Source organism: Pseudomonas sp. PS01299 (assembly GCF_029960145.1).
Taxonomy (GTDB): Bacteria; Pseudomonadota; Gammaproteobacteria; order Pseudomonadales; family Pseudomonadaceae; genus Aquipseudomonas; species Aquipseudomonas putida_A.
The window spans coordinates 1-413 of the sequence record NZ_JASCPO010000514.1 but is presented as its reverse complement, the minus strand read 5'-3'; the positions used below and the strand labels follow the sequence as shown (position 1 = coordinate 413).

Sequence of the window (413 nt, the reverse complement as noted above, 5' to 3'; positions counted from 1 at the left end):
GCTACGACGCCAGCGCCGACGGTACGACCGCCTTCACGGATAGCGAAACGCAGACCATCTTCCATCGCGATGGTTTTGATCAGGGTAACAGTCATCTGAATGTTGTCACCTGGCATTACCATTTCAACGCCTTCTGGCAGTTCGCAGTTACCAGTCACGTCAGTAGTACGGAAGTAGAACTGTGGACGGTAGCCTTTGAAGAACGGAGTGTGACGACCGCCTTCTTCCTTGCTCAGAACGTAAACTTCTGCGGTGAACTTGGTGTGCGGCTTAACCGAACCCGGCTTAACCAGAACCTGACCACGCTCAACGTCGTCACGCTTGGTACCACGCAGCAGAACGCCGCAGTTCTCGCCAGCACGACCTTCGTCGAGCAGCTTGCGGAACATCTCAACACCGGTGCAGGTGGTGGT

General features: G+C 55.4%; 1 protein-coding gene. It reads right to left on the bottom strand.

The annotated features are described in order from the left end of the window. A partial coding sequence (locus QMX91_RS31365; RefSeq protein WP_282413921.1) for an EF-Tu/IF-2/RF-3 family GTPase occupies positions 1 to 413 on the bottom strand: 413 nt, incomplete at both ends.